At 67.8% G+C, this 26892-nt stretch carries 27 protein-coding genes; 16 read left to right on the top strand and 11 right to left on the bottom strand.

Features of this window, described 5'->3' with window-relative positions; all coding sequences use genetic code 11:
• Window positions 1-81: 81 nt before the first annotated feature.
• The 4 genes from MC45_RS10915 to MC45_RS10930 form a co-directional block, all read right to left on the bottom strand.
• Complete coding sequence (locus MC45_RS10915; RefSeq protein WP_038662953.1) at window positions 82-2916, bottom strand: TonB-dependent receptor; 2835 nt, start codon at window positions 2914-2916, stop codon at window positions 82-84.
• 206 nt (window positions 2917-3122) lie between these two features.
• Entirely contained in the window at window positions 3123-3656 is a 534-nt protein-coding gene (infC, locus tag MC45_RS10920) for a translation initiation factor IF-3 (protein ID WP_037534495.1), read from the bottom strand.
• 273 nt (window positions 3657-3929) lie between these two features.
• Entirely contained in the window at window positions 3930-5921 is a 1992-nt protein-coding gene (gene thrS / locus MC45_RS10925) for a threonine--tRNA ligase (RefSeq protein ID WP_038662957.1), read from the bottom strand.
• A 205-nt stretch (window positions 5922-6126) separates the two neighbouring features.
• Window positions 6127-6942, bottom strand: a complete 816-nt coding sequence (locus tag MC45_RS10930) for an LD-carboxypeptidase (protein ID WP_038662960.1) — start codon at window positions 6940-6942, stop codon at window positions 6127-6129.
• A 65-nt stretch (window positions 6943-7007) separates the two neighbouring features.
• Here MC45_RS10930 and MC45_RS10935 point away from each other — a divergent pair, with 65 nt between their 5' ends.
• The 12 genes from MC45_RS10935 (at window position 7008) to MC45_RS10990 (ending at window position 15677) form a co-directional block, all read left to right on the top strand.
• Window positions 7008-8435: a Mur ligase family protein gene (locus MC45_RS10935; protein ID WP_038662962.1), complete on the top strand. Its 1428-nt coding sequence runs from the start codon at window positions 7008-7010 to the stop codon at window positions 8433-8435.
• A gap of 24 nt (window positions 8436-8459) precedes the next feature.
• Complete coding sequence (locus tag MC45_RS10940; RefSeq protein ID WP_038667167.1) at window positions 8460-8696, top strand: DUF6356 family protein; 237 nt, start codon at window positions 8460-8462, stop codon at window positions 8694-8696.
• Between the two features lie 74 nt (window positions 8697-8770).
• Window positions 8771-9184, top strand: coding sequence for a hypothetical protein (locus MC45_RS10945; protein WP_038662965.1), 414 nt, complete (start codon window positions 8771-8773; stop codon window positions 9182-9184).
• A complete protein-coding gene (locus MC45_RS10950; protein ID WP_038662968.1) occupies window positions 9181-9384 on the top strand; it encodes a helix-turn-helix transcriptional regulator in 204 nt (67 codons plus the stop codon). Before MC45_RS10945 ends, MC45_RS10950 begins: the two co-directional genes overlap by 4 nt.
• A 179-nt stretch (window positions 9385-9563) precedes the next feature.
• Window positions 9564-10664 carry a YjgN family protein gene (locus tag MC45_RS10955; protein WP_038662971.1) on the top strand — a complete coding sequence of 367 codons (1101 nt, stop codon included), beginning with the start codon at window positions 9564-9566 and terminating at the stop codon, window positions 10662-10664.
• Complete coding sequence (locus MC45_RS10960) at window positions 10648-11733, top strand: M48 family metallopeptidase (RefSeq protein WP_052075626.1); 1086 nt, start codon at window positions 10648-10650, stop codon at window positions 11731-11733. The genes MC45_RS10955 and MC45_RS10960 overlap by 17 nt, the downstream gene beginning before the upstream one ends.
• Window positions 11734-12095: 362 nt before the next feature.
• Complete coding sequence (locus MC45_RS10965; RefSeq protein ID WP_038662978.1) at window positions 12096-12809, top strand: alpha/beta hydrolase; 714 nt, start codon at window positions 12096-12098, stop codon at window positions 12807-12809.
• Window positions 12806-13594, top strand: a complete 789-nt coding sequence (locus tag MC45_RS10970; protein ID WP_038662981.1) for a tetratricopeptide repeat protein — start codon at window positions 12806-12808, stop codon at window positions 13592-13594. Before MC45_RS10965 ends, MC45_RS10970 begins: the two co-directional genes overlap by 4 nt.
• Before the next feature lie 98 nt (window positions 13595-13692).
• On the top strand, window positions 13693-14142 hold the full coding sequence (locus MC45_RS10975) for a VOC family protein (RefSeq protein WP_038662984.1): 450 nt from the start codon (window positions 13693-13695) through the stop codon (window positions 14140-14142).
• 1 nt (window position 14143) lies between these two features.
• On the top strand, window positions 14144-14872 hold the full coding sequence (gene gloB, locus MC45_RS10980) for a hydroxyacylglutathione hydrolase (protein WP_038662987.1): 729 nt from the start codon (window positions 14144-14146) through the stop codon (window positions 14870-14872).
• A gap of 32 nt (window positions 14873-14904) precedes the next feature.
• Window positions 14905-15324 carry a hypothetical protein gene (locus MC45_RS10985; RefSeq protein WP_245640708.1) on the top strand — a complete coding sequence of 140 codons (420 nt, stop codon included), beginning with the start codon at window positions 14905-14907 and terminating at the stop codon, window positions 15322-15324.
• The gene (locus tag MC45_RS10990; RefSeq protein ID WP_245640709.1) at window positions 15321-15677 is read left to right on the top strand and encodes a hypothetical protein; all 357 of its coding nucleotides are present in this window, start codon (window positions 15321-15323) and stop codon (window positions 15675-15677) included. Before MC45_RS10985 ends, MC45_RS10990 begins: the two co-directional genes overlap by 4 nt.
• A 200-nt stretch (window positions 15678-15877) precedes the next feature.
• On the opposite strand, the gene hslU is transcribed toward MC45_RS10990, so the two are convergent.
• The 7 genes from hslU to sdhC all read right to left on the bottom strand — a co-directional run bounded on the left by hslU (window position 15878) and on the right by sdhC (window position 21786).
• Entirely contained in the window at window positions 15878-17170 is a 1293-nt protein-coding gene (gene hslU / locus MC45_RS10995) for an ATP-dependent protease ATPase subunit HslU (protein WP_038662989.1), read from the bottom strand.
• Between the two features lie 84 nt (window positions 17171-17254).
• Complete coding sequence (gene hslV / locus MC45_RS11000) at window positions 17255-17800, bottom strand: ATP-dependent protease subunit HslV (protein ID WP_038662992.1); 546 nt, start codon at window positions 17798-17800, stop codon at window positions 17255-17257.
• A 370-nt stretch (window positions 17801-18170) separates the two neighbouring features.
• Complete coding sequence (locus MC45_RS11005; RefSeq protein WP_038662994.1) at window positions 18171-18431, bottom strand: 3TM-type holin; 261 nt, start codon at window positions 18429-18431, stop codon at window positions 18171-18173.
• On the bottom strand, window positions 18428-18967 hold the full coding sequence (locus tag MC45_RS11010; RefSeq protein WP_038662997.1) for a glycoside hydrolase family 108 protein: 540 nt from the start codon (window positions 18965-18967) through the stop codon (window positions 18428-18430). Before MC45_RS11010 ends, MC45_RS11005 begins: the two co-directional genes overlap by 4 nt.
• A 205-nt stretch (window positions 18968-19172) precedes the next feature.
• Window positions 19173-20975, bottom strand: a complete 1803-nt coding sequence (gene sdhA / locus MC45_RS11015) for a succinate dehydrogenase flavoprotein subunit (protein WP_038663000.1) — start codon at window positions 20973-20975, stop codon at window positions 19173-19175.
• Window positions 20975-21358, bottom strand: coding sequence for a succinate dehydrogenase, hydrophobic membrane anchor protein (gene sdhD, locus MC45_RS11020; RefSeq protein ID WP_038663003.1), 384 nt, complete (start codon window positions 21356-21358; stop codon window positions 20975-20977). Before sdhD ends, sdhA begins: the two co-directional genes overlap by 1 nt.
• Complete coding sequence (gene sdhC, locus MC45_RS11025; RefSeq protein WP_038663006.1) at window positions 21358-21786, bottom strand: succinate dehydrogenase, cytochrome b556 subunit; 429 nt, start codon at window positions 21784-21786, stop codon at window positions 21358-21360. Before sdhC ends, sdhD begins: the two co-directional genes overlap by 1 nt.
• Before the next feature lie 205 nt (window positions 21787-21991).
• Between sdhC and MC45_RS11030 the strand changes: the two genes are divergently transcribed.
• The 4 genes from MC45_RS11030 (at window position 21992) to MC45_RS11045 (ending at window position 26739) form a co-directional block, all read left to right on the top strand.
• Window positions 21992-23353 carry a methyl-accepting chemotaxis protein gene (locus MC45_RS11030; protein WP_038663011.1) on the top strand — a complete coding sequence of 454 codons (1362 nt, stop codon included), beginning with the start codon at window positions 21992-21994 and terminating at the stop codon, window positions 23351-23353.
• Between the two features lies 1 nt (window position 23354).
• Window positions 23355-24734: a methyl-accepting chemotaxis protein gene (locus tag MC45_RS11035; protein WP_052075628.1), complete on the top strand. Its 1380-nt coding sequence runs from the start codon at window positions 23355-23357 to the stop codon at window positions 24732-24734.
• 375 nt (window positions 24735-25109) lie between these two features.
• Window positions 25110-25805: an SDR family NAD(P)-dependent oxidoreductase gene (locus tag MC45_RS11040; RefSeq protein ID WP_038663013.1), complete on the top strand. Its 696-nt coding sequence runs from the start codon at window positions 25110-25112 to the stop codon at window positions 25803-25805.
• Complete coding sequence (locus tag MC45_RS11045; RefSeq protein ID WP_038663016.1) at window positions 25795-26739, top strand: 50S ribosomal protein L11 methyltransferase; 945 nt, start codon at window positions 25795-25797, stop codon at window positions 26737-26739. The genes MC45_RS11040 and MC45_RS11045 overlap by 11 nt, the downstream gene beginning before the upstream one ends.
• Window positions 26740-26892: the final 153 nt, after the last annotated feature.

The raw sequence follows: 26892 nt of genomic DNA on the forward strand, positions 1-26892 counted from the left end.
AGGGCCGGCGCGCATCGCTGCGGCCGGCCCCTCCCCCGGTAATGCCGGCGGCAACGGGCCAGTCCCCGTTGCCGCTGCGGATCAGAAGCGCGCGCGGATCGTCGCGCCATAGGTGCGCGGCTCGGCGAGATATTGCGAGAAGAGCTGGCGGCCGCCGGGATATTGCGCGTCCTGGAATGCCGCATTGGCCGCGCCTTCCTGGAACGGTGAGTTGAACGCGACCTGCGCGTAATCGACGTTGGTCAGGTTCTGCCCCCAGAATTCGAGGCTGATCCGCTCGTCCGGCATGCGCAGCCCGATGCGGGCGTTGACGATCGCATAGCCGTCCTGCGCCTTTTGCGGGAACAGGTCGGAGCCGGTGTTATAGTCGCTGGTCATGCGCGTATCGACGTAGAACAGCGCCGAATAGCCGCCGCCGAGCTGCGGCGTCCACGAGGCCGACGAGGTCGCGACGATGTCCGCCGAATTGGACAGCGTCCGCCCCGGCAGCAGGCGCAGCGCCTGGTCGAGCGGCGCGCCCGAGGAACTGCCGACGAGCTGGCTGCGATATTTGGTGTCGGTGACGGTCAGGCCGAGGCTGACGCGGAAGTCGCGTGCCGGGACCAGCGAGGCCTCCAGCTCGACGCCCTTGGCACGGACGCCGTAACCGACGTCGCCCGACGGGCAGACGCCGCTGCTGGTCGCCGCGGCATTGTAGTTGCTCGCCGCCGGGAATTTGCTCTGGTCGCGGTCGCCGCCGTTGAGGCTCGACGAACAACCGTTGATATTCTGCACGAGGAAGACCGTGCCGTTGAAGGTGTTCAGCTGGAAATTGCTGAAATCCTGGATGAACGCCGCCGCGGACAAGGTGAACGGGCCGGTGCCGTATTTCGCGCCGACTTCATAGGAATTGACCGTCTCGGGCGCGAATTGCAGCGAATTGGCGAGCGCCTGCGCGCCGCCGAGCTGGGCGAAGGTCTGCACCGGCTGCTTGAGCGCCGAACGATCGAGGTTGAAGCCGCCTGCCTTATAGCCGCGCGAATAGCTGCCGTAGAGCAACAGATCGTCGATCGGCTTCCACGACAGGATCGCGGTGCCGGTGAACCGGTCTTCCTTGCGGCGGCTGTTGATCGACACGCCGTTGAGCTCGGCGGTGTTGTTGCCCTGACAGGCGAGGCCGATGATGCCTGCGGCGGTCGGCGCCAGGGCGGGGTTCGCGAGCACCGACCGCAGCGATGTCTGGATGGCGGTGCAGCCGGTGTTGTCGTTGGTGAAGCTGGCGTCGAACTTCTTGCGTTCGTTGGTGTAGCGCGCGCCGAGCGTCAGATCGACGGTGTCGGTGACGTGGAAGATATTGTGGGTGAACAGCGCCCAGTTGCGGCTGTTCTGATTGTAGACGTCGCGGGTCGACCCCTTGTCGTTGATACCGTCGAGCGTGGCGATCGCGTTGACGATGAGCGGCCCCGCGGCACCGAAGGGCGAGGCGACGCCGGGGACGCCGCCGCTGAGCACCGCGCGGCCCGTGGCGCTGAGACAGCCGGTGCTTCCGGGCGCGTAGAATTGCGCGAGCGCGCTGCCCGAAACGAGGCGGCAGGTGGCGAAGCGGCCGTACTGGCTGCCGAAGCGCAGGTTGTCGAGGACGCGCAGATCCTCGTTGGCGAAGAAGCCGCCGACCAACCAATCGAGCTTGTCGGCGAACAGCGAACCGTTGAGCCGCAATTCCTGCGTGAAGGTGCGGAAGCGGCGCGCGGAATTGCCGTTGGCGGCGCGATAGAGGATATCGACGCGGCTATAGTCGGTGTCCGAGCCCTGATCCGAATCGTAATCGCGGTACGCGGTGATCGAGGTCAGCTTGGTGGTGCCGATCGTCCAGTCGAGCTGGCCGGAGACGCCCCAGTCCTTGGTGATGCCAGCGAAGCTGCGGCCGGCGCTCACCGAGACGTCGCGGCTATAGCCGGGGCTGGTGACGAGGCCGAGCGGCTGGCCGAGGTCGCGGATGACGTTGACGATGTTGTTGCCGTTGGCGCCCGCCGCGAGGCCGGCGTTGACCGACGCGACGGGGTTGTTGAGGTTGCCCACCGCCTCGTTGACGCTGCGGTCGACATAGGTGGCGGCGCAGCATTTCTCGTCGCGATGCGTATAGTCGCCGATCAGGCGGAAGCGGATGTCGCTGCTCGGCTCGAACAGCAACTGGCCGCGGACGAAATAGCGGTTGCGATTGTTGACGTCGGTGTTGTTCGTATAGTCGCGGTAGAAACCGTCGCGCTTGACGTAGACGCCGTCGACCCGCGCCGCGATCGTCTTGCTGAGCGGCAGGTTGAGATTGCCGGCGAAACGGTAGAAATCGTAATTGCCGTAGGTCGCTTCGGCACCGCCGCTGAAGCCCTGGAACGACGGCGCCTTGCTGATGATGCTGATGAGGCCGGCCGAGGAGTTACGGCCGCCGAGCGTGCCCTGCGGGCCGCGCAGCACCTCGACGCGATCGATCTCGCCGAGTTCGGTGAGGCCGATACCGGACCGCGAGCGGTAGACGCCATCGATGAACACCGCGACCGAGCTTTCGAGACCGGGATTGTCGCCCACCGTGCCGATGCCGCGGATGCGCGCCGAGCCGTTCGCCTCCGAGCCGGTCGACGACACCAGCAGCGACGGCGCGAGCTGGTTGAGCTGGCGGATGTCGCTGGCGCCGGAATTCTGCAGCGTTTCCGCGGTGATCGCCGAAACCGCGACCGGCACGTCGGCGAGCGCCTGGGCGCGGCCCTGCGCGGTGATGACGATATCGCCCTGATCGCCCTCGTCCTGCGCGACCGACCCCGCCGCGGTCGGCGAGGTCGTCTGGGTCGCCGGGCTCGACGGCTCGGGCGAATTGTTCTGCGCCATGACGGGCGAGGCAATCGCGATCGTCGCAGCCGACAGCAGATACGCAGTAAGGCGCATGGTCATCCTCTCCTGTTCCGATTTCGGTTTTCGAATATCGGGTTTTCTTTTGAGGCTAGGATCGCGCAGGCGTGAGCGTCTAGTAATTTGTCGTTGCCGTATGCATTTTCGAATGGACTGTCGCCCATACGCAACACCGGGCCCGTTGCCGGACCCGGTGTTCAAAAACCTGCCTGACGCTACGGAAAGCGCCGGATCGGCCGGAATTACTTGGGCGCGAGCACCATCAGCATCTGACGGCCTTCCATACGCGGATAGGCCTCGACCTTGGCGACCTCGGCGACCTGTTCGGCGACGCGCTGCAGCACCGCCATGCCGAGCTGGCCGTGGCTCAGCTCGCGACCACGGAAGCGCATCGTGACCTTGACCTTGTCGCCCTCCTCGATGAACTCGACGACCTTCTTCATCTTGGTGTCGTAATCGTGGTCATCGATGTTCGGACGCATCTTGATCTCCTTGATCTCCTGCGTCTTCTGCGACTTGCGGGCGAGGTTCGCCTTCTTCTGCGCCTCGTACTTGAACTTGCCGACATCGAGGAACTTGGCGACGGGCGGATCCGCGTTCGGCGACACCTCGACCAGATCCAGGCCGAGTTCCTGCGCCTGCGCCATCGCCTCGCGCGTGTACATCACGCCGAGATTCTCGCCCTCATGGTCGATCACGCGAACCTTGGGGCTGACGATCCACTCGTTGAAACGAGGGCCATTCATTGGCGGCGCCTGATTCGGTCGGCGCATCATGGGAGGACGTATGGGTATAGCTCCTGTGGTGGTTTGAATTAGATATAAGCTTTCCGGAGCGTTTGCGGAAGATGCCTGTGCAAGATGATGCATCATTGACGGCCGAAAGCCTCGGCCTCACGGCTTGGGACGACGCCATCGCCTTCCCCTGACCGATGCGCAATGTGCCGTGTTATGCCGAGGTCATCCTGTTCGCTGGCCCGGTAGCGCAGAGGACGCGATGCGACTCCCGGGCCGATACGAATTAGTCGACGGCTGGCTGATACCTAAGCGTTAGCGCAGATCGGGCGGAGTCGCCTCCTCGCGCAGCATAGCGACCACCTCGTCGACCGTCACGATCTGCTGCGCCTGGCTGCCGAGACGGCGGACGGCGAGCTTGCCCTCCTCCGCCTCGCGCTTGCCGACGACGAGCAGCACCGGGACCTTCGCCACCGAATGTTCGCGCACCTTGTAGTTGATCTTCTCGTTCCTGAGGTCGGTCTCGACCCGGATGCCCGCCTTGCGCAACGTCGCCGCCACCTGCTCGGCATAGCCGTCGGCGTCCGAGACGATCGTCGCGACCACCGCCTGCACCGGCGACAGCCAGAGCGGGAAACGGCCGGCGTGATGCTCGATCAGGATGCCGATGAACCGCTCGAACGTGCCGAGGATCGCGCGGTGGAGCATGATCGGGCGGTGACGGTTGCCGTCCTCGCCGACGTAGCTCGCATCGAGTCGCTCGGGCAGCACGGTGTCGGTCTGGATCGTGCCGACCTGCCACGTCCGGCCGATCGCATCGGTCAGGTGGAATTCTAGCTTGGGTGCATAGAAGGCGCCCTCACCCGGCAGTTCCTCCCAGCCATATTCAGGCGTGTCACGGCCCGTCGCGGCGACCGCGTCGCGCAGCGACTGTTCCGCCCAATCCCACATTTCCTCGGAGCCGAAGCGCTTCTCGGGGCGCAGCGCCAGCTTGATCGCATAAGAGTCGAAGCCGAGATGCTTGTAGACCGAGTCGAGCAGTTCGCAGAATTTGCGCACCTCATCGACGAGCTGGTCCTCGCGCACGAAGATATGCGCGTCGTCCTGCGTGAATTGGCGGACGCGCATGATGCCGTGCAGCGCGCCGTGCGGCTCGTTGCGGTGGCAGCAGCCGAATTCGGCCATGCGGATCGGCAGGTCGCGATAGCTCTTGATCCCCTGTTTGAAGATCAGCACGTGCGCCGGGCAGTTCATCGGCTTGAGCGCCATCAGATCGCCCTCGCCCGACAGCACCGCGCCCTCATCCTCGGTATTGGGTACCTCGTCGGGGACGACGAACATGTTCTCGCGATACTTGCCCCAGTGGCCGGATTGCTCCCACTGTTTGGCGTCCATCAACTGCGGCGTCTTCACCTCGGCATAATCGGCGGCGTCGAGCCGGCGGCGCATATAGGCTTCGAGCTGGCGCCACAGGATGAAGCCCTTGGGGTGCCAGAAGACCGACCCCTGCGCCTCCGACTGGAGATGGAACAGGTCCATCTCTTGGCCGATCTTGCGATGGTCGCGCTTCGCCGCCTCCTCCAGCATGAAGAGATGCTGGTCGAGCTGCTTCTTGTTGAGCCAGCCGGTGCCGTAGATGCGGCTAAGCATCGCGTTCTTCTGGTCGCCGCGCCAATAGGCGCCCGACACGCGCGTCAGCTTGAAGGCTTGTGGGTCAAGCTTGCCGGTCGAGGCCATATGCGGCCCGCGGCACATGTCGAGCCATGCACCCTGACGATAGATCGTCAGTTCCTCGTTGTCGGGCAGTTCGGCGGCCCATTCGGCCTTGAACGTCTCGCCCTGCTGCGTCCAGGTCTCGATCAGCTGTTCGCGCGTCCACACTTCGCGCGTGAACGGCTCGTTCTTGGCGATGATGCGGCACATCTCCGCCTCGATCGCGGGCAGGTCCTCCTCGGTGAAGGGACGATCCTTGGGCGCGAAGTCGTAATAGAAACCGTCGTCGGTCGCCGGGCCGAAGGTGATCTGCGTGCCGGGGAACAGATGCTGCACCGCCTCGGCCATGACGTGCGCGAGATCGTGGCGGACGAGTTCGAGCGCGTCGGCCTCGTCCTTCGCGGTGACCAGCGCGAGATTGGTGTCGCCCTCGAACGGCCGGTTGAGATCGCGCACCTGACCATCGATCCGCGCGGCCAGCGCCGCCTTGGCGAGGCCGGGCCCGATCGCGGCGGCGACGTCCGCCGGGGTAGTCCCGGGCGCAACCTCGCGGACGGAACCGTCGGGCAGCGTGATACGGAACATGGCGGACATGATGGACTTTCAGGTTGGTTGAGGGAGCCGCGAATAAAGCGGCGCGGGGTATATAGGCAAGCGTTGCTGTGATTCCTCCCCGGCACGGGGAGGTGGCACCGCGAAGCGGTGACGGAGGGGGGCCTCCCCGAGCGCAGCGTCTGCGGCGAACCCCCTCCACCACTCGGCTGCGCCGAGCGGTCCCCCTCCCCGTGCCGGGGAGGATTTAGGCGATACCGAACGGCACCACGCAATTGGTCTGCGTATGACCGATCTCCGCCCGGCCGAGATACGGCACGCCAAGATCCCCGCACCAGCGCCGGATCATATATTCCAGCGTATCGCCCCATTCGGGCTCGTTGGGCTGCACCGCGGTCACCGCGCCGAGGCGGACGCCGGCGATCCCCTTGAGCTGCGTCGCATGGCCCATGTGGAACAGCAGCCGGTCGATATTGTACATCGGCTCCGACACTTCCTCGATCATCAGGACATGGTCGGTGAGGTCGGGCAGCCAGGGCGTGCCGATCAGCGCGCCGAGGATCGACAGGTTGAACGCCGCCGCCGGCCGGCCGTCCAGCCCCGGCTCCAGCCCCTGCCGGTCGCCGCGCGCCAACCAGCCGAGCGACCGCGCGACCGTCTGGTCCCCGCCCTTGCGGCGGATGTCGCTCGCCATCGGGCCGTGGCAGGGCCGGCCGATCCGCCGCGCATAGAGCGCGCCGAGCAGGAACCCCATGTCGGAATAGCCGAGATAGCTCTTGTGCCGCGCCGCCGGGCCGAGCTGCGGCATCACCAGCGGCAGGATGCGGTTCGAGCCATAGCCTCCGCGCAAAAACCAGATCGCGTCGAAGCCGGGATCGTTGGAGAATTCGAGGAAGGCCGAGGCGCGCCGCGCGTCGTCGCCGGCGAAATGGCCCGCGGTCTCCCAGCATTGTGGATGGACGACCAGATCGACCTCGGGATAGGCCAGAGCGGCGAAGGCGATGAACGGCGCCTCGGCATCCTTGTTGCCGATGCTCGCCGGCGCCACCACCCCTATCCGCATCGTCCCGTCGCTCCGCCTCACCACAGAGCCTTGCCCCTGCGCGGCCGCGTCGATAGCGCAGCGTCATGGCGAACGGCAATCTTTCCGGCCCGGTAGCGGGCAAGCGCTTCTTCCTCGTCGGCATCGGCGGATCGGGGATGATGCCATTGGCGACGATCCTGTCGGGGCGCGGCGCGATCGTCGCCGGTTCCGACCGCGGACTCGACCAGGGGCGCGTGCCGGCCAAGTTCGACGCGTTGCGCGCCCGCGGCATCGCGCTGTTCCCGCAGGACGGCAGCGGCGTGGTGTCTGCCGAGCAGATCGTCGTCGCCTCCGCCGCGGTCGAGGACAGCGTCGCCGACATCGTCGCGGCGACGCGGCTCGGCTGCACGCGGGCGAGCCGCGCCGAACTGCTCAGCACCCTGTTCAACCAAAGCGCGCTGCCGATCGGCGTCGCCGGGACCAGCGGCAAGTCGACCGTCACCGGCATGATCGGCTGGATCCTCCACGCTGCCGGCCGCGACCCGACGGTGATGAACGGCGCGGTGATGAAGAATTTCGCGCATCCGCAAGCGCCCTTCGCCAGCGCGCTGGTCGGCAACGGCGAGCCCTTCGTCAGCGAGGTCGACGAGAGCGACGGCTCGATCGCGCAATATCGCCCGCGCATCGCGGTGCTCAACAACGTCAGCCTCGACCACAAGGGGCTGGAGGAATTGCGCAGCCTGTTCGCCGGCTTCATCGCCAAGGCGGAGACGGCGATCGTCAACCTCGACAATGACGAGGCGGCGGCGCTCGCCGCGGCGCTGCCGCCGACGCATGTCGCGACCTTCGGCCTCGACCGCGACGCCGATTTCGCCGCGCGCAATATCGTCGAGGCGCCATTTGCAGCGCGCTTCGACCTGATCGCCGCGGGCAATGCGGCGATCCCGGTGCGCCTGCAGGTGCCGGGGCGGCACAACGTCTCCAACGCGCTTGCGGCGATCGCCGCAGCGGTCGCCGCGGGCGTGCCGCTCGCCGTCGCGGTCGATGCGATCGGCGGATTTACCGGGCTGCGCCGCCGCTTCGACCTCGTCGGCGAGGCGGCCGGCGTCGCGGTGATCGACGATTTCGGTCACAACCCCGACAAGATCGCCGCGACGATCGACACGCTGCACGCCTTTCCCGGCCGGCTGCTGCTGCTGTTCCAGCCGCACGGCTATGGCCCGCTCAAGGTGATGCGCCGCGAATTGGTCGAGACGCTTGGCCAGAAGCTGGCGCCCGACGACGTGCTGGTACTGCCCGACCCGGTCTATCACGGCGGCACCGTCGCGCGCGAGGTGACCAGCGCGGACATCGTCGCCGACCTCGCCGCCGCCGGCCGCGATGCGCGCCATGTCGCCGATCGCGCGGCGGCGGCTGCGATGCTGGTCGCCGAGGCGCGCGAAGGCGACCGGATCGTCGTGATGGGCGCACGCGACGACACGCTGAGCCTGCTCGCCGCCGAGATGCTGGAGTCGCTGCGCGCGCGGGGCTAGACTGGCGTGCAGGAGGTACGCGTCATGAAGCTCTTCACCCAGCATCCCGCCTCGGTCGGCGAAAGCTATACCGAGCATCTCGGCGTCGCGTCGCACTTCGGGCTGCGCATGATCGGCGGCGGCGTCGCCGCGCTGATCCACGGCGTGCTGCCCTTCCTCTTCACTACCACCGGCAGCCGTACGATCACCGCGCTCCACGCCGAGATCGTCGCCAAGCGCGCGCACGAGACGGAGCAACGATCGGTCGAATTCGTCATCTGATTGTCAAGCGCGCTTGACGTAAAGCCTGCTTTCCATGTAAAGCCTCCTTCACAACGATTCGAGGGAGGACGTACATGGCCGGAACACCTGCACAGCGCCGCTACAATCGGCGCATCATCATTCTGTCGCTCATCTATGCCGCGGTGCTGCTGCCGGTCTGCTGGCTGTTCGCCCGGCATCTCGTCAGCGGTCCCGTCGCCTATCTGCTGGGCATATTGCCGGCCTTGCCGGTATCGGGCTTCTTCGCCGTCATCGGCATCTATTTCACCGAGGAACGGGACGAATATCAGCGCCTGCTGATGGCGCGACAGACGATCATCGCGACCGGGATCGCGATGACCGTCGCGACCTTCTGGGGCTTCCTCGAGAATTTCGATCTGGTGCCGCACCTCGTCGGCTATGCCTGGCCGATCGTCTGGTTCGGGGGTCTCGGCATCGGCGGCTTCATCAACGCCGCGATCGAACGGTCCGCGGGAGACGCCGCGTGACCAACCACCTGCGTGATCTGCGCGGGACTCGCGGCTGGTCGCAACAGCATCTCGCCGACCAGCTCGAGGTCAGCCGGCAGAGCGTCAATGCGATCGAGACCGGCCGGTACGATCCGTCGCTGCCGCTCGCGTTCAAGATCGCCGAACTCTTCGGCCTCGCGATCGAAGACATTTTCGTCAGCCCGTCGAAGGAGCAATGACTTTCTCCTCGACCCCATGACCGTGACGACCACGAGACGGAGCGACGATCGGTCGCATGCGTCATCTGATTGAACGCGCACGACTTGCGGCCGGATGCCGAGCGCCAGCGACGCGTTAACCCTCTTCGGGCGTTGACTGCCCCCTCTCGCTCGGCTCCATTTGCGGCGGGGGAACAGAGATGACCGATCAGACTTCAGCGGACACGCGTGCGTTCCGGTTCACCGGGACATGGCAGGCGTATGCGCCGATCGCCTTCACCAACCTGTTGCTGATGATCGTGACGCTCGGCCTCTACACCTTCTGGGCACGGGCACGAACCCGCCGGTATCTGTGGAGCCGGACGCGGTTCATCGACGATCGGCTGGAATGGACGGGCAGCGGCCTCGAATTGTTCATCGGCTATGTCATCGCCTTCTTCCTGTTCGTGCTGCCGTTCGGCCTGGTCAACCTCGGGTTGCAGAGCGCGATGATGCACGGCCATCCGGGCGCGGCGGGATTGCTCGCGATCCTGATGTATCTGACCGCCCTCTACCTGATCGGCGTCGCGCGCTTCCGCGCGCTGCGCTACCGGCTCAGCCGCACCCTGTGGCACGGCATCCGCGGCGGCAGCGACGCGCAGGGGTTCGCCTACGGGTGGAGCTACTTCTGGAAGACGTTCGTGTCGTTCCTCACCATCTACCTGATGACGCCCTGGTCGATGGCGCGGCTGTGGAACGAACGCTGGAACGCGATGAGCTTCGGCTCGCTGTCGTTCCGCAGCGCGGCGCGCTGGCAGCCGGTGTTCGGTCGCTTTCTGCTCTTCTATTTGCTGCCCGTCGCGCTGGTCGTCGCCTTCGGGGCCATGGCGGCGGTCATGGCGACCAATGGCGTGCTCGATCACACACCGGGCAGCGTGCCGACCGCGAAGACCGTCGTCACCATCGTGGCCGCGGGGCTCGCCTTCTACGTCTTCTTCTTCGGCGTGCTCGGGCTGGTCGCGATGACCTATTTCGCCGCCTTCTTCCGCGAGGCGGTGGGCGCGACGTCGCTCGGCACGCTGCAATTCGGCTTCGAGGCGTCGACCAGGGACTGGGTCCTCTTCTATCTCGGCAGCCTCGCGTTGGTGATCGTCACTTTCGGCGTCGGCGCGATCTTCCTCCCCTATCGCAACTGGACGTTCTTCATCCGCCATCTCGCCGCTTATGGCGAGGTCGAGCTCGACACGTTGCTCCAGTCGCACACCCGGGCGCCGGGCCAGGGCGAAGGGATGCTCGACGCCTTCGATGTCGGCGCCTTCTGACGTGGACGCCGGGGCGCCCGCCGCGGCGGCATGGCATTACGACGGCCGCAGCGCGTTGCGCCGGCAGGTACGGCTGATCGTCGAGGGTGACGGCTTCCGGCTCGACGAGGACGGTCGCGCCGGCGCATGGCAGGCCTTCGCGCAGCTCACCCCGGCGGATGGCGACGGCAATGCGCGGACCTTCGGGTTGCAGGGGCAGCCGGGGTGGCGGATCGGCTTCATCGGGCCGGTGCCGGCGGAGATCGCCGTGCGGCTGCCGCGGGCGCGGCGCTATGGCGGCTGGGTCGATCGCTTCGGCCTGTGGCGCGCGGCGGCGGCATTCGCGGTGCTGGCGGCGGTCGCGGTGGCGCTGGTGCTGCAGACGCCGGCGCTGGTTGCACGGATGGTGCCCGCCTCGCTCGAACGGCGGCTCGGCGAGGTGATGGTCGGCGACTTCGGGCGCAAGGGCTGCGTCGAACCGGTCGGCACCGCAGCGCTGGCGAAGCTCGCCAACCGCATCGATCCCGACGATCCCACCCTCGAAGTCCATGTCGTCAAATTGCCGATGGTCAATGCGGTGACCTTGCCCGGCGGTCGGATCGTGATCTTCGACGGGCTGTTGCAGGCGGCCCGCTCGCCCGACGAGGTCGCGGGGGTGATCGGTCACGAGATCGGCCACGTCCGCGGCCGCGACGTGATGGAATCGCTGCTGCGGCAACTGGGCCTGTCGGTGCTGCTCGGCGGGATGGAGGGCCATGTCGGCGGCTATACCAACGCATTGCTCGCCACCGCTTATTCGCGCGGGGCGGAGGCACGGGCGGACGGCTATGCGATCCGGCTGCTCGCCGACGCGCGCGTGTCGCCCTTGCCGACCGCGGCCTTCTTCGATCGCCTGGCGAAGGGCAATGCGAGCGGCGAGCGGATGTTCGCCTATATTGCCAACCATCCGCTGTCCGCCGACCGCGCCGCGCGCTTCCGGCGCAGCGCGGCGGGTGATGCGCATTACGTACCGGCGATCGACACCGCCGAATGGCTGGCGTTGCGCGGCATCTGCGCGGGCGAAACCGACAAGATGGAATGGCGCTTCTAGGCTCCCCGAAGTCCTCCCCCGCCAAGGCAGGGCTATAGGATGCGGCTGCGGTGATGAGGCTCGATCGCTTTCCCTATCAGAGTCGTCACCCCGGACTTGTTCCGGGGTCAACCGGGCCGCGGGAGAACGGTGTGGAATGAAGCGCTTCTCCTCGCCGCAGGGTGGCCCCCGGAACAAGTCCGGGGTGACGGGAAGGGCTTGGAAGACGACGGGCTCGCACGAGCGTCCAGCTGCCGTAGCCCTGCCCGTCAGGGGGAGGAAATCCGCAACCCTGAACCTCGCTCCCGCCTTAGTGACCTCCCGTCTCCGCCTCCCACCCAAGCGAGGATGACGCGCCACCGCGCGCACGATACACAGCGGCCATGACAGACCCCCGCCCCCGCCTCGCCTACCACCACACGCCCGGCGCCGGGCCGACGATCGTCTTCCTGCCGGGCTATGCCTCGGACATGCAGGGCGCCAAGGTGCTGGCGCTGGAGGCATGGGCGCGCGCCGAGGGTCGCGCGTTCCTGCGCTTCGATTACGGCGGCTGCGGGCAGAGCGAGGGCACGTTCGAGGAGCAGACGCTCGCCGGCTGGCGCGACGACGTGCTGGCGATGCTCGATCAGGTCGCGACCGGGCCGGTGGTGCTGGTCGGCTCGTCGCTGGGCGGCTGGCTGATGCTGCTCGTCGCCAAGCTGCGCGCCGAACAGGTGGTCGGGCTGGTCGGCATCGCGCCGGCACCCGACTTCACCGACTGGGGCTTCACCACCGAGGAAAAGATGGCGATCCTCACAGAGGGACGGCTCGAGCGCGCCAATCCCTATGGCCCGGCGCCGACCGTCTATACCCGCGCCTTCTTCCAGTCGGGCGAGGCCAACCGCCTGATGTTCGGGACGATCCCCGTCGATGGCCGGGTGCGGCTGGTGCAGGGCCAGGCGGACAAGGACGTGCCGTGGCATCGCACCGTGCGGCTCGGCGAGATGATCCGTTCAGCCGACGTGCAGACGCTGCTCATCAAGGACGGCGACCACCGGCTGTCGCGCGCGTCCGATATCGCGCTGATCGTCCGGGCGACCGAGGATGTGTTGCGATGATCCTGATCCTTGCCGCGGTGCAGGCCGCCACCGCGCCCGCACCGAAGGCGACCGTCCCCGACGTCGATCCGCGCGCCGCGCGCTACGATCGCTGCCGCCAGCTCGCGGTCAGCGACCCCGCCGCGGCGCGCGTCGAGGCGACGCGCTGGGCGGCGAGCGGGGGCGCGTGGTTCGCCCGGCAATGCGCCGGGCTGGCGCTGGCGCAACAGGGCGAGTTCGCCGCTGCCGCGACCGAATTCACCGCCGCCGCCAAGGCCGCCGACGCAGCGCGCGACAAGCGCGCCGCCAATTATTGGGCGCAGGCGGGCAACGCCCGGCTGGCGGCGGGTGACGTGCCCGGCGCGCGTGCGGCGCTCGACACCGCGCTGGTCGCGGGAACGCTGGACGGGCTGGCGCTCGGCGAGGCGCAGCTCGACCATGCGCGTGTCCTCGTTGCCGCGGGCGAGCTGCCGGCGGCGCGACGCGACATCGATCTGGCGCTCGCCGGGGCGGGCGACGATCCGCTCGCCTGGCTGCTCTCGGCGACGCTGGCGCGGCGGATGGGCAATATGACGCGGGCCAAGACGGACATCGCCGAGGCGCTGCGCCGTTCGCCCGACGACGCCTCGGTGCAGCTCGAAGCGGGCAATATCGCCGCCTCGACGCAGGACGAAGCAGGCGCGCGTACCGCCTGGGCGGAAGCGGCGCGGCTCGCCCCCAATTTGACGGCGGGCCAGCACGCGCGCGCCGCGCTGGCGCAATTCGGCGACGCGCCGGTGTCGGCGAAGGTGCCGGCGGGACGGTAACCGCTGATGGCGGCGGGTTCGGCGACTTCGCCCGGACACCCTCTGGTGCGCCGTGCGTTGGCGCCTTAAATCCGGACCATCAACCGCAGGACCCACGCATGCACTATCTCCACACGATGATCCGCGTCAGCGATCCCGACGCGACGATCGCCTTCTTCCGCGTGCTCGGGCTCGAGGAAGTGCGGCGGATCGAGAATGAGGCGGGGCGGTTCACGCTGATCTTCCTCGCCACCGCCGAAGATCGCAAGATCGGCGATCGCCGCGCCGAGGTCGAGCTGACCTACAATTGGCCCGCCGAGGACGGTACGCCGCCGGAAACCTATAGCGGTGGCCGCAATTTCGGCCATCTCGCCTATCGCGTCGATAATATCTACGACAGCTGCCAGCGGCTGATGGACTCCGGCGTGACGATCAACCGGCCGCCGCGCGACGGCAACATGGCGTTCGTGAAGACCCCCGACGGTATCTCGATCGAGCTGCTGCAGGCGGGCGAAGCGCTCGCCCCCGCCGAGCCCTGGGCGTCGATGCCGAACACCGGGAGCTGGTGACATGACGCTGGCGATCGTCCGCGTCCCCGTGCTGACCGACAATTATGCCTGGCTGATCCACGATCCCGTCAGCGGCGAGACGGTGGCGGTCGATCCCGGCGAGGCGGCACCGGTACAGGCCGCCGCCGCCGAGCGGGGCTGGACGATCGACCAGGTGTGGACGACGCACTGGCACCCCGACCATATTGGCGGCAACGCCGCTTTGCAGGCGGCGGGCGCGCGGATCACCGGTCCGGCCGCCGAGGCCGCCAAGATCCCGACGCTCGATTCGACCGTCGGCGAGGGCGACACGGTGCGGATCGGCACCGAGGTCGCGCACGTGTGGCACGTGCCGGGCCATACCGCCGGCCATATCGCCTTCCATCTCGCCGGGGCGGACGCGATCTTCACCGGCGATACGCTGTTCGCGCTCGGCTGCGGGCGATTGTTCGAAGGCACGCCGGCGGAGATGTTCGCCAACATGCAGCGCTACGCGACGCTGCCCGACACGACGCAGGTCTATTGCGGCCACGAATATACCCAGTCGAACGGCCGCTTCGCGCTGACCGTCGAGCCGGACAATGCGGCGCTGGCGATGCGGATGACCGCGGTCGATGCGGCGCGGGCGGCGGGTGAGGCGACGGTGCCGACGACGATCGCGCTGGAGCGGGCGACCAACCCTTTCCTGCGTGCGACCGACGCCGGAGAGTTCGCCAAGCTACGCGAATCAAAGGATAACTTCCGCGGCTGAAACGTTCCGGTCGCGGTGCAGGAGACGTGCTGATGATGACCGTGAGACCTTTCGTCGCGTTGCTCGCCGTCTGTGCGGCGGGCTGCACCCAGACTCCGAAGCAGGTCGCGGCGGCGGAGCAGGCGAGCGCCGCCGCCGCCACCGATCTGGCCAAGGAACTGGCCGGGTTGACGCCGGGCAGGTCCGGCACCTGCATGCCGCAGTTTCCGAGCACGCAGGTCAAGGCCTATGGTCCGACGATCGTCTATGTCGTCAGCAACGGCGTCAAATACCGCAGCGATACCGCCGGCGGTTGCGAGCGCATCGCGCGCGGCGATATTCTCATTACGCGCACGCCCACCGGCCAATTGTGCCAGGGCGACATCGCCACGACGGTCGATTCGGCGTCGCGCACGTTCAGCGGCAGTTGCTCGTTCGGGCCGTTCGTCCGCTACAGCCGGGACGGGAAATGATCCGCCCGCTGCTGATCGCCGCGCTGGCGCTGCCGCTGCTCGCCGCCAAGTCCGATCCCCTCGCCGGGCGGGTGGCGGAAGCCCCCGCCAATTGCATCAGCCTGACGTCGATGCAGGGGCCGTCGATCGTCGACGCGCATACGATCCTCTACACGCAGGGCGCGCGCGTGTGGAAGACCGGCCCGGTCGGCGCCTGTCCGTCGCTGGCACCGTTCACCACCCTGGTGATCGACGTCTATGGCGGACAATTGTGCAAGAACGACCGCTTCCGCGTGATCACGCCGGGAATGACGATCCCGTCGGGCTATTGCCGCTTCACCGAATTCACCCCGTATGTGCGGGTGAAAAAATAGCGTCCGAACCGTTCGCCCCGAGCTTGGTGAAGGGCCTCGCGGCTTTCTGTGTTTCGACAGGCTCAGCACGAACGGGATGAGGCTGGTCTTTCATCCCACCGTTTGCCCTGAGCCTGTCGAAGGGCGATCCCGCACACGGGACCGCCGCTGCGTGACGGATGCTTCGACAGGCTCGGTGAGCGGGTCCGCGACCGCGCCGATTAAAGCACGAACCGGCTGAGATCGGTATTGCGGGCGATGCCGGCGAGTTGCTTGTCGACATAGGCCGAATCCACCGTCACCGGCTCGCTGCGATCCTCGGCGTCGAAGCTCACCTCCTCCAGCAGCTTCTCCATCACCGTCTGCAACCGCCGCGCGCCGATATTCTCGACCTGGCCGTTCACCTCGGCGGCGATGCGCGCGATCGCGGCGATGCCGTCGTCGGTGAAGCTCACCTCGGCGCCCTCGGTCGCCAGCAAGGCCTTATATTGCGCGGGCAGCGACGCCTTGGTGTCCGACAGGATCGCGATGAAATCCTCCTCGGTCAGCCCTTTCAGCTCGACGCGGATCGGCAGGCGGCCCTGCAATTCCGGCAGCAGGTCGCTCGGCTTAGCGACGTGGAAGGCGCCGCTGGCGATGAAGAGGATATGGTCGGTCTTCATCGGCCCGTATTTGGTCGCCACCGTTGTGCCCTCGATCAGCGGCAGCAGGTCGCGTTGCACGCCCTCGCGGCTGACCGAACCGCCGCGCACGTCGCTGACCGCGATCTTGTCGATCTCGTCGAGGAAGACGATGCCGTTCGCCTCCGCGTCGGCGAGCGCGGTGCGGCTGACCTCGTCCTGGTCGAGGCGCTTGTCCGCCTCTTCCTCGACGAGCTTGTCCCATGCCGCGCGGACCGACAGCTTGCGGCGCTTGAGCGGCTGGCCGCCGCCGAACGACTTCATCATCTCCGACAGGTTGATCATCTGCGGTCCGGCACCGGGTACCTCGAACGGCGTCGTCGCAGCCTGTTCCAGCTCGATCTCGATCTCGGTCGCGTCGAGATGGCCGTCGGCGAAGCGCTGCTTGAAGCTCTCGCGCGTCGCCGCGCTCGAATCCTTGCCGACCAGCGCATCGAGCAGGCGCTTCATCGCCGCCTCCTCGGCCTTGTCCTTCACCGCGACGCGGCGGCGCTCTTTCTCCAGCCGGATCGCCTCCTCGACGAGGTCGCGGGCGATCTGTTCGACGTCGCGACCGACATAGCCGACCTCGGTGAACTTGGTCGCCTCGACCTTGACGAAGGGCGCGTCGGCGAGCTTCGCCAGCCGGCGGCTGATCTCGGTCTTGCCGCAGCCGGTCGGCCCGATCATCAGGATGTTCTTGGGCGTCACCTCGTCGCGCAGATCGGCGGAGAGCTGCTGGCGCCGCCAGCGGTTGCGCATCGCCACCGCGACCGCACGCTTGGCGTCGCGCTGGCCGATGATATGGGCGTCGAGGGCGGCGACGATCGCCTTGGGGGTGAGGTTCTGGTTCATGGTCTGCCGGGTTGCCCGAGGCCAAAATAACGGCCTGGGATCAAGGAAAGGTCACGGAAAGTCAGGGGTCCGAACGGCGACGGATCAGCTCGTGCTGTCCATCACCTCGATCGTCGTGCGATCGTTGGTGTAGACGCAGACCTCGGCGGCGATCGCCATCGCCTTGCGGCAGACGGTCTCGGCATCGGCCTCATAATCGACCAGCGCGCGCGCCGCGGCGAGCGCGTAATTGCCGCCCGAGCCGATCGCGGCGACGCCGTTTTCCGGTTCGAGCACGTCGCCGTTGCCGGTGAGGATCAGCGTCACGTCCTTGTCGGCGACGATCATCATCGCCTCGAGGTTGCGCAGATACTTGTCGGTGCGCCAGTCCTTGGCCAGCTCGACCGCGGCGCGCATCAGCTTGCCCTGATGGCGTTCCAGCTTCGCCTCGAGCCGCTCGAACAATGTGAAGGCGTCGGCGGTGGCGCCGGCGAAACCGCCGATCACCTGTCCGTCGGCGCCGAGGCGGCGGACCTTCTTGGCGTTGGGCTTCATCACGGTCTGGCCCATCGAGACCTGGCCGTCGCCGATGACGACGACCTTGCCGTTGCGCCGGACCGACAGGATGGTGGTGCCATGCCAGACGGGCATGGAATGGGAATCGCTCATGGTTGGCGATGTAGGATGAAGTTGCGGCGGGGCAACCACACGGTCGAACGGCGTCGGGTTGAGATTGCGAAGATGGTTCGCGCAGAGACGGGGAGGCGCAGAGGCGATGCTCGCACCGACACGGCGCCCTCGCCCCCCATCGTCATCCCGGCGAACGCCGGGACCCATGGTTGCGGTGAGGCCGATGTTGCGCGCGCCATTGCCGGCAGCGCATCCATGGGTCCCGACTTTCGTCGGGATGACGGCGGGGGAGCGAGGTACGATGAGGAGGGCGTGCTCCCCGCGCCACCCATGCAACCTCTCCGCGCCTCTGCGCCTCTGCGCGCATCCCCTTCTTCGCGCCTCCGGGCGCCTATCGGTCCACCCCTCTCACCTTCCCCCACGTCCGCGCCGCGGTGTAGCCGAGATAGCCCGTCCCGAAGAGCGCGTAGAGCGGTTCGGGGATCGCCGACAGATAGGCGCCCATCCCCCGCGCCATCGCCGCCGCGACATCGGGACGGACCGCCGCGACGATCCCCATCGGGATCGACCACAGCAGCAGCGCATACATCACGTACAGGAACGCCGGCCGCGCCCGCGTCACCCAGCGATCGGGCGGCGTGGCGGCGGTCATGCGACGCGTCCCGCCAGCCAGCCGTACAGGAACGCCTCGTCGGCGGGCCGGCGTTCGGCAAGCGAGAGGTAGCGTTCCCCCTGCAAGGCGTCGACCGCCTTGATCAGCACCGCCTCACCGGCCCGGCCGCGATGCGCGAGGAACGCGTCGAGCGCGGCGAGCGTCCGCGCGCCGATCATTCGGTCGAGCGCGAGATCGGGATAGTCGCGCGCATCGCGGTTGAGCGCGTTGAGCGCGCGCTGGAGGAAGCCGATCGCGGTGGTCGTCCCCATGTTAACGCCGGTATCGAACAATTCCGCCGCCAGCGCCGGCGCGCGCGTCGCGACCTGATCGAAGCCGGGCGCCTGCCAGTAGACGCGCTCGTAGATGTCCGCCGCCACCGCCTGCGGCAGGTCGCGGATCGCGCCGTGATAACCGTTGGCGCGGGCGACCGCGGCGGTGATCCCCCAGCGCGTCGGGCCGCCGCGGTCGGCGGGATGATCGACATAGCCGCCTTCGCGGTCGATCAGCTGGTCGATGAGGGTCCGGATCGTCATGGCGCACTCCCTTGCCGTTGCGAGGCAAACGGGGACCATGGCTTTTCCAAATAGGACAGCGCATCTTTGACGGTGGTCTGGAGGCGAGGCCGATCAGAGACTTGGCCGGTCACGCCGCGACGGCGCCTCCAACACCCGATTCGGCCCCGGCAGCCCCGCCAACGGGACCACCGGGGCCAAGGGCCGCCAGATCAGGCCGGGTGCCTCAATACACCCGCTTCTTCGGCTTGATGTAGTCGACGTCGTCGGTGAGCGTATAATCGTGCACCGGACGGTAATCGATCGCGGTGGCGCCGCCGACGCCGCCCCAGCCGGTGAAGCTGGTGATCGTGTGCTTCATCCACTCGCCGTCGTCGCGATCCGGATAATCCTCGTTGACGTGGGCGCCGCGCGATTCCTTGCGGTTCGCCGCCGAATCGATCGTCACCACCGCCTGTGCGGCGAGATTGTCGAGCTCGAGCGTCTCGATGAGGTCGGTGTTCCAGATCAGGCTGCGGTCGTTGACCGAGACGTCGGCAATCTGGCCGTAGATGTCCTTCATCAGCGCCTGGCCCTCGGTGAGCAGGGCGTTGTCGCGGAACACCGCGCAATGCTTCTGCATCGTCCGCTGCATCTGGCCGCGGATCTCCGCGGTCGGGATGCTACCGGTGGCGTTGCGGAACTTGTCGAGGCGGGTCAGCGACAGCTCTTCCGAGCCCTTGGGCAGCGGATTGTGCGTGCCGTTGGGCTTGCAGATGTCGGCGATCCGCTTGCCGGTGGCGCGGCCGAACACGACGAGATCGATCAGCGAGTTCGAACCGAGCCGGTTGGCGCCATGGACCGAGACGCACGCCGCCTCGCCGACCGCGAACAGGCCGGGGACGACGGTATCGGGATTGCCGTCCTTGAGGTGGACGACCTCACCGTGGAAGTTGGTCGGGATGCCGCCCATGTTGTAATGGACCGTCGGCGTAACGGGCAGCGGCTGGCGGGTCAGGTCGACGCCGGCGAAGATCTTGCCGGTCTCGGTGATGCCGGGCAGCCGCTCGTGCAGCACCGCGGGATCGATGTGGTCGAGGTGCAGGAAGATATGGTCGCCGTTCTTGCCGACGCCGCGGCCTTCCCGCATCTCCATCGCCATCGACCGCGACACGACGTCGCGGCTGGCGAGGTCCTTCGCCGACGGCGCGTAGCGCTCCATGAAGCGCTCGCCCTCGGAATTGGTGAGATAGCCGCCCTCACCGCGCGCGCCCTCGGTGATGAGCACGCCCGCGCCGTAGATGCCGGTCGGGTGGAACTGGACGAACTCCATGTCCTGCAGCGGCAGGCCGGCGCGCAGCACCATGCCGCCGCCGTCACCGGTGCAGGTATGCGCCGAGGTCGCCGAGAAATAGCAGCGGCCGTAGCCACCGGTCGCGAGCACGGTGTTGTGCGCGCGGAAACGGTGGATGCTGCCGTCTTCCATGCACAGCGCGACGACGCCGCGGCACTGGCCGTTCTCCATGATGAGATCGAGCGCGAAATATTCGACGTAGAAATCCGCGTCGTAGCGCAGGCTCTGCTGATAGAGCGTGTGCAGCATCGCATGGCCGGTGCGGTCCGCGGCGGCGCAGGTGCGCTGCGCGGGCGGGCCTTCGCCCATGTTCTGCATCATGCCACCGAACGGGCGCTGATAGATGCGGCCCTCGTCAGTGCGGCTGAACGGCATGCCGGCATGTTCGAGCTCGTAGACTGCGGCGGGCGCCTCGCGGACCATATATTCGATCGCGTCCTGGTCGCCGAGCCAGTCGGAACCCTTGACGGTGTCGAACATATGCCAGGTCCAGTGATCCGGACCCATGTTGCCGAGGCTGGCGGCGATGCCGCCCTGCGCCGCGACGGTGTGGCTGCGGGTCGGGAACACCTTGGTGATGCAGGCAGTCTTGAGGCCGTTCTGCGCGCATTCCATCACGGCGCGCAGGCCCGAACCGCCGGCGCCGACGACGACCGCGTCATAGGTGTGATCGATGATCTTGTACGCGTCCGACATTATGCGGCGGCTCCGAAGGCGACCTTGAGGATCGCGAAGATGGCGATCGCGGCGGTGGCGACCGTGAAGAAGTTGAGCGCGAGGATCGCGGCGACGCGCTTCTGCTCGTGCTGGTAATCCTCGATCACGACCTGGAGGCCCAGGCGGAAATGATAGAAGACCGAGACGATCAGCAGCAGCATCGGCACCGCCGCCCAGCTGTTCTGCAGCCAGCTATGCACGCTGGCATAGTCGTAGCCCGGCATGCGCAGGATCGCGAAGACGAACCAGAGCGTCAGGAACAGGTTCGAGCCGGCGGTGACGCGCTGGCGCCACCAATGGTGCGCGCCTTCCTTGGCGCTGCCGAGACCGCGGACGCGGCCGATATGCGTACCCGAACCCATTACTTGACCCCCAGGTAGAGCCAGAAGGCCGCGGTCAGCACGAAGCCGCCGGCCATCACGATCAGGCTGAACATCTTGTTGCGCTTCAATTCGAACGCGGCGCCCGCGTCCATGACGAGGTGGCGGATGCCGTTCAGCATGTGCGTGAAGAAGGCATAAGTGATGCCGACGAAGACCACCCAGCCGACGATGTTGAGATTGCCGGCATCGTTGGTGAACACGTTGCGGAAGCTCGCATAGGCCTCCGCCCCGCTCGCGATCGCGGCGAGCCACCAGACGAGCAGCACGGTGCCGACCGTCGCCATGCCCGAGCCGGTCGCGCGGTGCAGGATGGAGACCAGCATGTGCGGCCCCCAGCTATAGTGGAGCTTCAGAAAGCCCGAAAAGAGATGCGGGCTGCGCGGACGCGCCGGAGTGCGGGATGCCATGAACGGTCCTCGGGCAAGATCAATGCAGTGCCTATTAGGCCCGCCATGCCGCGATGCAACCCATAGCGGCCGCTTCGCTCACCTCGCCGACGCCGCCGCGGCCTGCTTTCCCGGCGACCCCCATGCGCGCCTCTAACCGCACATTAACCAGTGATGTCTAATTCGGACAATATCGTTCACGCCCCGCTGATCGCCGGAGACGCTCTTGCCCGACATTGCCCTTCCCAAGCCGGCCAGCATCGCCGCCGCGATCGACCTGCGCAGCCGCATCGTCGCCTTCGACGGCGGCGAGAATACGCTGATGGCGCGCGCGGCGGAATTGTGGACGGTCATCGAGCCCGATGCGCCGACGATCGTCGAGGCCTATTGGTCGCATTGGCGGCGTGCGCACCCCGGTGCCGCCGAATGGACGCCGCTGGAAACCGAACGCCGCATCGTCGCCGGCATCACCTATCTGCGCAACCGCTGCTGCCACCTCGACGGGCTCGCCTGGGTCGAATCGCTCGAGCGGTCGGTCGCCGCGGCTTATGCCGCCGGCGTCTCGACGATGGAGGTGCTGGCGATGTCCTGCGCCAGCGACCGCGCCGCGCTCCAGGCGCTGATGGCGCGCGTTCCCGCCGACGATTTGCGCCAGGGCGCGCTGGTCGATGCGCTGATGCGCCTGTTCGGCATGGAGACCGAACTGACCGTCGAACTGTTCGCCGGCTATGCCGAACATGGCGCCCGCCTCGCCCGCGAGGGGCTGGCCTCCGAATTCCGCGAAGGCATCGCCTCCGCGGTCGAGACCGCGACCGACGAGGGCCGCGCGCTGCGCGACCAGGCGCAGCGCAGCTCGGGCTCGGCGCGCGGCATGCTCGGCAAAACGAGCGAGGTCGCCGCCGCCGCCGAACAATCCGCGGTCGCGATGCGCGAGGCGGCGCAGACCGCCGCCGGCCTGATCCGCGCGATCGAGGACGCCCGAACCGAGGTCGAGGCCGCCGCCGAGATCGCCAGCCGCGCCAGCGTACAGGCGACCAATGCGGTCGGCATGTCGGAGACGCTGAGCGATCACGCCAAGTCGATCGAGTCGATCCTCAGCCTGATCCGCGACATCGCCGGGCAGACCAATCTGCTCGCGCTCAACGCGACGATCGAGGCAGCGCGCGCCGGCGACGCCGGCCGCGGCTTCGCGGTGGTGGCGCAGGAGGTGAAGAGCCTCGCCAACCAGACCGCGCGCGCCACCGACGATATCGCCGCCAAGATCGCCTCGATCCAGTCGGCGACGCGCTCGACGGTCGACACCAACGCCAGCATCAAGACGACCGTCGCCGAGGTGCAGGAGAGCGCCGACCGCATCCGCTATGCGATGGAGGCGCAGGCGCAGACCGTCACCGCGATCACCGCTGCGGTCGACGAGACCGCGCTCGCCGCCGATTCGATGTCGAGCACGATCGCCGCGATCCGTACCGATACCGAGACGGTGGCGGCGGAGATCGACGACGTCGGCCGCGGCTTCGACCGGCTCGACGGCCAGCTCAATTCGCTCAAGACCAGCGCCGGCGAGTTCGTCGCCAAGGTCGCCGCCTGAGATGGTCTCCGCTCCGATCCGCCGGCATCAGATCACGGGCGAGACGCTGCAGGCGCGGCGCAGCATCGTCGAGCATCTCGGCGAATATGACTGGGACGGGACGCTCGCCGCATCCTGCCGCCAAATCTCGGCGCTGCTGCGGCCCGAGGATTATCGCGAGATTTCCAGCCGCTTCTGGGACCATTATCTGTCGCTGCCCGCCGCGCAGCCATTGCGGCCGCTGTTCACCCCCGAACGGCTCGACCGGCGGGTGCGCGAAAGCGCGCATTATGCCTTCCTCAAATACAACGCGCCGTTCGACGAGACATGGGGCGAGATCGCCATCACCCATGCCGAACGGTCGGAACAATCGGGCATCCCGCTTCCCAGCCTGCAGGCGGCGCTGGCCCAATCGCACAGTTTCACCGTGCAGACGATCGAGCGGCATTGCGAGGGCGACACCAAGCGGCTGCTGCGCCTGTGCGACGCAGTGCAGCGCATCGCACTCGTCGAATCGGATCTGATGACCGGCCGACTCGCGACGCTACGCGCCGAGGCGGCGCGGCAGGAGCGCCAGACGCGCTCGGCCGCGTTCCGCGAGAGCATCGCCACCTCGATCGAGGGCGCCGCGACGCTGGGCGCACGCATCCGCGTGCAGGCCAGCGCCGCCTCCGCCTCGACGCGCGAGGTGCTCGGCAAGGCGAGCGAGGTCGCCGCCGCCGCCGAGGAATCGGCGGTGGCGATGCGCGAGGCGGCACAGACCGCCGCCGGGCTGATCCGCGCGATCGAGGACGCCCGCATCGAGGTCGATTCGGCCGCCGGAATCGCGCTGCGCGCCAGCGAACATGCCGGCGAGGCGGTGCGGGCGAGCGGCCTGCTCAGCGACCATGCGCAATCGATCGAATCGATCCTCGGCCTGATCCGCGCCATCGCCGGGCAGACCAATCTGCTCGCGCTCAACGCGACGATCGAGGCGGCGCGCGCCGGCGACGCCGGCCGCGGCTTCGCAGTGGTGGCGCAGGAGGTGAAGAGCCTCGCCAACCAGACCGCGCGTGCCACCGACGACATCGCTGCCAAGATCGCCGCGATCCAGCATGCGACGCGCACGACGGTGGCGACCAACGCCTCGATCAAGGCGACCGTCTCCGAGGTGCAGGAATCCGCCGACCGCATCCGCGACGCGATGGCGGCACAGGCGCACACCGTCACCGCGATCACCGCCGCGGTCGACGAGACCGCGCTCGCCGCCGATTCGATGTCGAGCACGATCGCCGCGATCCGCACCGACACGCAATCCGTCGCCGGCGAGATCGACTCGCTCGGCGAAGGCTTCGGCGAAGTCGGCGACCGGCTCGGGCAATTGCAGCAATCGGCGGACAGCTTCTCGGCCAGCGTGGGGTGACGGCGGGGGGCTACGTAACGCCGCTCCCGCCCTGTCCTCCCCCGCCAGGGCAGGGGAATCGCATATGGCTACGGCAATGAGTTTCGATCGGCTTCCTCATCAAATTCGTCACCCCGGACTTGTTCCGGGGTCCACCGGGCCGCGAGAGAATGGTGTCGGATCAAGCCTCTCTCCTCGCCGCAGGGTGGACCCCGGAACGAGTCCGGGGTGACGGGGTGGGTTTGGAAAACGGCGGACCCACACACATCTTCATGTGCGATAGCCCTGCCCGCCAAGGAGCGCCGGAGGCGTGACCGGAGGGGAGGACAGGCCGGCAGCCCCATAGCAGCACACCCCCCGGTTGCCGCCCCCTGCCCCGCCGCCTAAAGCCGCGGCATGGCTATCCTTCTGACCGGATCGAGCCGCGGCATCGGCGCGGCGATCCTCGACACCCTCACCGCGACCGGCGTGCAGGTGATCGGACACGGCACGCGCAGCGGCATCGCCGCCGACTTCGCCGATCCCGCCGCGCCGCGCGCGCTGTGGGACGCGGCGCTGGCGCAAAGCGGCGGGACGATCGACGTGCTGGTCAACAATGCCGGCGTGTTCGAGGCGAACCCGCTCGACCGCGACGATGACGCATGGGTCGCCGACTGGGAGCGGACGCTGCGCATCAACCTGACCGCCGCCGCCGAATTGTGCCGGCTCGCCGTGCGCCACTGGCAGCAGGCCGGTACCGGCGGCCGGATCGTCAACATCGCCAGCCGCGCTGCCTATCGCGGCGACAGCCCGGCGCACTGGCATTATGCCGCCGCCAAGGCGGGCATGGTCGCGATGACCAAGACGATCGCGCGCGGCTATGCGAAGGAGGGCATCCTCGCCTTCGCGATCTGCCCCGGCTTCACGATGACCGGGATGGCGGACGACTATCTCGCCAGCCGCGGCGGCGACAAATTGCTCGCCGACATTCCGCTCGGCAGGGTCGCCGATCCGCAGGAGGTCGCGGCGGTGGCGCGCTTCTGCGCGCTGGAGGCGCCCGCGTCGATGACCGGCGCGGTGCTCGACGTGAACGGGGCGAGCTATGTCCGCTGAATCGTGGAAGGTCAGCCTGCCCTGCACCCGCGCCGAGGCGGAGGCGATCGACAGCGCCTCCGATCTGGCGATCGAAGCGGTGCTGATGACCACCGAGGAGGTCGAGGACGATGTCGAACGCTGGCGGCTCGACGCCTATCTGGAGCAGGAGCCCGATGCGGCGATGCTCGCGACGCTGCACGCGTTGGTGCCGAGCGCGAGCGGACATGATCCGGTGGTCGAGAGACTGTCCGATCAGGATTGGGTGGCGATGAGCCAGGCCGGGCTGGAGCCGATCCGCGAGGGGCGGTTCGTCGTCCACACCAGCGCGCATCCGGTGACGCCGCCCGCCGGCGGCCGCGCCTTCCTGATCGAGGCGGGACAGGCGTTCGGGACCGGCCATCACGGCACGACGAGCGGCTGCCTCGCGATGCTCGACACGCTGGCGGAGGCCGGGCGCGACTTCGCCAAGGTGATCGACGTCGGGACCGGGACCGGGCTGCTCGCCTTCGCGGCGGTCGATCTGTGGCCCGACGCGACGGTGGTGGCGACCGATATCGATCCGGTGGCGATCGACGTGACGCGCGAGAATGCCGAGCGCAACGATGTCGAGGGCGTCGCCTTGTTCGTCGCCGACGGCGCGCGGCACCCGGATATCGACGCGGTCGCGCCCTATGATCTGGTGATCGCCAACATCCTCGCCGGCCCCCTGGTGTCGATGGCGCCCGAACTCGCGGCGATCGCCGCGCCCGATGCGGTCATCGTGCTCGCCGGGTTGCTCGAGACGCAGCGCGAGACCGTGGTCGCGGCCTATGCGGCGTGCGGCTGCACGCTGGAGGCGATCGACCGGCGCGGCGACTGGACGGTGCTGCGTCTGCGCGCCGGCGCCGACCGCTACGTCCCGACCGCGCCGTTCGATCCCAACGGCCGCGACGGCTGGGCGCTGGATCTTTAGCCCCTCCGTTCGTGCTGAGCCAACGGGGGGAGGTGTGGCCCAGCGGCGGGTGATGAGGCTCGCGACCTCTCACCTCCACCCCGTCACCCCGGCCTTGCGCCGGGGTCCCGCTTCTTCGGACGGCGAGGCAAGCGGGATGCCGGATCAAGGCCG

The sequence above is a fragment of the Sphingomonas taxi genome (assembly GCF_000764535.1).
GTDB classification, from domain to species: Bacteria; Pseudomonadota; Alphaproteobacteria; order Sphingomonadales; family Sphingomonadaceae; genus Sphingomonas; species Sphingomonas taxi.